This window comes from Mesorhizobium sp. M7A.F.Ca.CA.002.09.1.1 (genome assembly GCF_003998555.1).
Lineage (GTDB): Bacteria > Pseudomonadota > Alphaproteobacteria > Rhizobiales > Rhizobiaceae > Mesorhizobium > Mesorhizobium ciceri.
The window spans coordinates 15,560-18,904 of record NZ_RZRR01000014.1 but is presented as its reverse complement, the minus strand read 5'-3'; the positions used below and the strand labels follow the sequence as shown (position 1 = coordinate 18,904).

4 protein-coding genes are annotated in these 3,345 nt (G+C 63.5%); all 4 read left to right on the top strand.

The window, feature by feature from the left end:
* The coding region (locus tag EN994_RS01535; protein ID WP_127307375.1) for an intradiol ring-cleavage dioxygenase at positions 1-766 on the top strand (766 nt) is incomplete at its 5' end.
* A complete protein-coding gene (locus tag EN994_RS01530; protein WP_013533089.1) occupies positions 766-1,584 on the top strand; it encodes an SDR family NAD(P)-dependent oxidoreductase in 819 nt (272 codons plus the stop codon). The genes EN994_RS01535 and EN994_RS01530, both read left to right, overlap by 1 nt.
* 63 nt (positions 1,585-1,647) lie before the next feature.
* Positions 1,648-2,955: an ABC transporter substrate-binding protein gene (locus EN994_RS01525; protein ID WP_063167504.1), complete on the top strand. Its 1,308-nt coding sequence runs from the start codon at positions 1,648-1,650 to the stop codon at positions 2,953-2,955.
* Positions 2,956-2,980: 25 nt separating this feature from the next.
* On the top strand, positions 2,981-3,345 hold a 365-nt coding region (locus tag EN994_RS35875; protein WP_245465977.1), incomplete at its 3' end, for an ATP-binding cassette domain-containing protein.

The following is a 3,345-nucleotide window of genomic DNA, read 5'->3' as shown; positions in this document are numbered from 1 at the left end:
GCACGAGGCGGTGAAGGAGATCGAGCCGACGCAGGAGGAATGGTTCGGCGCGATCATGTTCCTGACGCAGACGGGCCAGATCTGCAACGAATGGCGGCAGGAGTACATCCTGCTGTCGGATGTTCTCGGCGTCTCGATGCTGGTCGATGCGATCAACAACCGCAAGCCGTCGGGTGCCTCGGAATCCACGGTGCTGGGGCCTTTCCACGTCGCCGACGCGCCCGAATTGCCAATGGGATCGAACATCTGCCTCGACCAGAAGGGCGAGCCGATGTTCGTGCATGGCCGCATCCTCAATACCGAGGGTAACCCGATCGCAGGCGCCAAGATCGACGTCTGGCAGGCCAATGACGAGGGTTTCTACGACGTGCAGCAGAAGGGCATCCAGCCCGACTTCAATCTGCGCGGGGTGTTCCGCACCGGTGCGGACGGACGTTACTGGTTCCGCGGCGTGAAGCCCAAATACTACCCGATCCCGGATGACGGTCCGGTCGGCAGGCTGCTGGGCGCGCTAGGCCGCCACCCCAATCGTCCGGCGCATCTCCACTACATCGTCGAGGCCGAGGGCTTCGACGCGCTGACCACGCACATCTTCGATCCGGACGATCCGTACATCGATTCAGATGCCGTCTTCGGCGTGAAGAAAAGCCTGCTCGCCGAATTCCGCAAGGTCGAGGACGCCGAAGCCGCGGCCAGGGTCGAGGTCGCGGCGCCGTTCTACGACGTGGAGTTCGATTTCGTGCTGTCGCGCAAGGGAGGAAACTGATGGCCGCACTTGAGAAGATGTTCGATGTCAGAGGCAAGTCGGTGATCGTCACCGGCGGCGCCAGCGGCATCGGGCAGGCCTATTCCGAGATCATGGCCGAGCACGGGGCGAAGGTCTGCATCTTCGACCTGAACCCTGCCGGGCTGGAGAAGACCGTGGCGGCGATCAGGGCGGCGGGTGGCGATGTCTGGGGCCAGGTCGTCGATGTCGGCGACCGTGCGGCCATGGCGGCCGCCTTCGACAAGGTGGCCGAGAAGGCCGGCTCGATCGACGTCGTGTTCGCCAATGCCGGGATCGACGCCGGGCCGGGCTTCAACACCCCGACGGGCGAAAGGAACCCCGAGGGCGCCATCGAGAACCTGCCCGACGAGCACTGGGACAAGGTGATCGAGATAAACCTGACCTCGGTCTACACCACGATCAAGCATGCCGTGCGGCACATGAAGCCGAATGGCGGCGGCCAGATCATCGTCACGTCGTCCATCGCCTCGCTGATCAACGAGAGCATCGTGGGTACACCCTACATGCCCGCCAAGGCCGCGGTGAACCATCTCGTTCGCCACATGGCGATGGAGCTCGGCGCCTACAACATCCGCATCAACGCAATCCTGCCCGGGCCGTTCATCACCAACATCGCCGGCGGCCGGCTGCGCAATCCGGCGGACCGCAAGGCCTTCGAGGCCCAGTCGCTCATCGGCCGGATCGGTGACCCTGAAGAGATCAAGGGCCTGGCGCTCTATCTGGCGTCGCCGGCCGCGTCCTACGTGACGGGCTCGCTGATCGTCATCGATGGCGGCTCGCTGCTGAGGATGACCTGAACAAGCTTTGAACTGAGACCGGTCCCGTGGGCCGGAGAAACTTAACCCAGGGAGGAACCGACAATGACCTACTACAACAAACTGGTGAAATCGGGCTTGCGGCCCAGCCGCCGAAGCGTCCTGAAGGGGATTGGAGCCGGCGTTGCCGCCAGCACGCTGGGCATGCCGACCTATCTGCGCGCCGCGACGGCGGGGAAGATCAAGCTCGGCTATCTCAGCCCCACGACCGGGCCGCTCGCCCTGTTTGGTGAAACGGATGGCTACACCTTGCAGAAAATCCGCGCCCTGCTCGGCGGCCAGCTGCAATGTGCCGACGGCAATACTTACGAGATCGAGATCCTCGATCGCGACAGCCAGTCCAATCCGAACAAGGCATCGGAAATCGCCGGCAACCTCATCCTGAACGACGAGGTGCATCTGCTCGTACCGGCCTCGACCACCGACACGATCCTGCCCGCGGCCGAGCAGGCCGAGCTTTATGAGACCCCCTGCATTTCCTCCGGTGCTCCCTGGCAAGCGGTGATCATGCCGCGCGGCGGCGGCAAGCAGACCTTCGGCTGGACCTATCATTTCTTCTGGGGCCTCGACGAGGCGCTGAACACCTTCGTCGGACTCTGGAGCCATCTGGAGACCAACAAGAAGGTCGGCATGCTGTTTCCGCAGAACATCGACGGCGAGACCTGGGGCAACGACGAATATGGCTTGCCAGCGCCGACCCGCAAGGCCGGCTACGAGGTCGTGGTGCCCGGCTATTTCCAGCCCCGCACCAATGATTTTTCCGCACAGATCGCCGAGTTCAAGAAGCAGGGCTGCGAGATCATCGGCGGCATTACCTATCCGGACGATCTGAAGACCTTCGTCACCCAGTGCAACCAGCAGGGCTTCAAGCCGAAGGCGGTCACGGTGGCGGCGGCACTCCTGTTCCCGGGGGGTGTCGAGGCCATGGGTCCTCTAGGCAACGGCATGTCCTCGGAGGTCTGGTGGACACCGGCGTTCCCGTTCAAGTCGTCGCTGACCGGGCAGGTCAGCAGCGACATCGCCAGCCAATGGGAAGTCGATTCGAAGCGGCAGTGGACGCAGCCGCTGGGCTATTCGCATGCCTTGCTCGAGGTCGCGCTCGACATCCTGAAGCGCTCTTCCAATCCGCTCGATCGCACAGCCAACCGAGACGCCCTGGTCGCTACCGATCTGCAGACGCTGGTCGGTCATATCAAGTTCGACGGCTCGCCCCACAAGAACATCTGCAAGACGCCGATCTTCGGCGGCCAGTGGGTGAAGGGCGAGAAATGGCCTTATGACCTGAAGATCGTCGACAACACGGTCAATCAGCTCTTCGCGCCGCAACAGGCTATTCAGCCGATCGCCTGGTGACATGAGCGGGGACGCGGGCAGAGTCATGGGTAGGGAAATCCTGCTGAAAGCGCACGGGGTGTCGAAGTCCTTCGGCGCTGTCCGCGTCCTGCATGACGTGACTTTCGACGTGCATCGGGGCGAGGTGCTGGGCATCCTCGGCCCGAATGGGGCGGGCAAAACGACGCTGTTCAACATGATCAGCGGCGACTTGAAGACGTCCGGCGGCGAGATCCAGCTCGGCGACACCGCACTCCGCGGCGAGCCGCCCTTCCGGCGCTGCCAGATGGGGATCGGGCGGACCTATCAGATCCCGCGTCCCTATTCCGGCATGACCACCTTCGAAAACCTGCTGGTCGCCGCCGCTTTCGGCGGCGGCCGGTCCGAGAAGCAGAGCTATGCTTTCTGCGC

Excerpts from the sequence above, each read along its gene's own strand:
- EN994_RS01530 (WP_013533089.1), top strand. The coding sequence starts at position 766 with ATGGCCGCACTTGAGAAGATGTTCGATGTCAGAGGCAAGTCGGTGATC.
- EN994_RS01525 (WP_063167504.1), top strand. The coding sequence starts at position 1,648 with ATGACCTACTACAACAAACTGGTGAAATCGGGCTTGCGGCCCAGCCGC.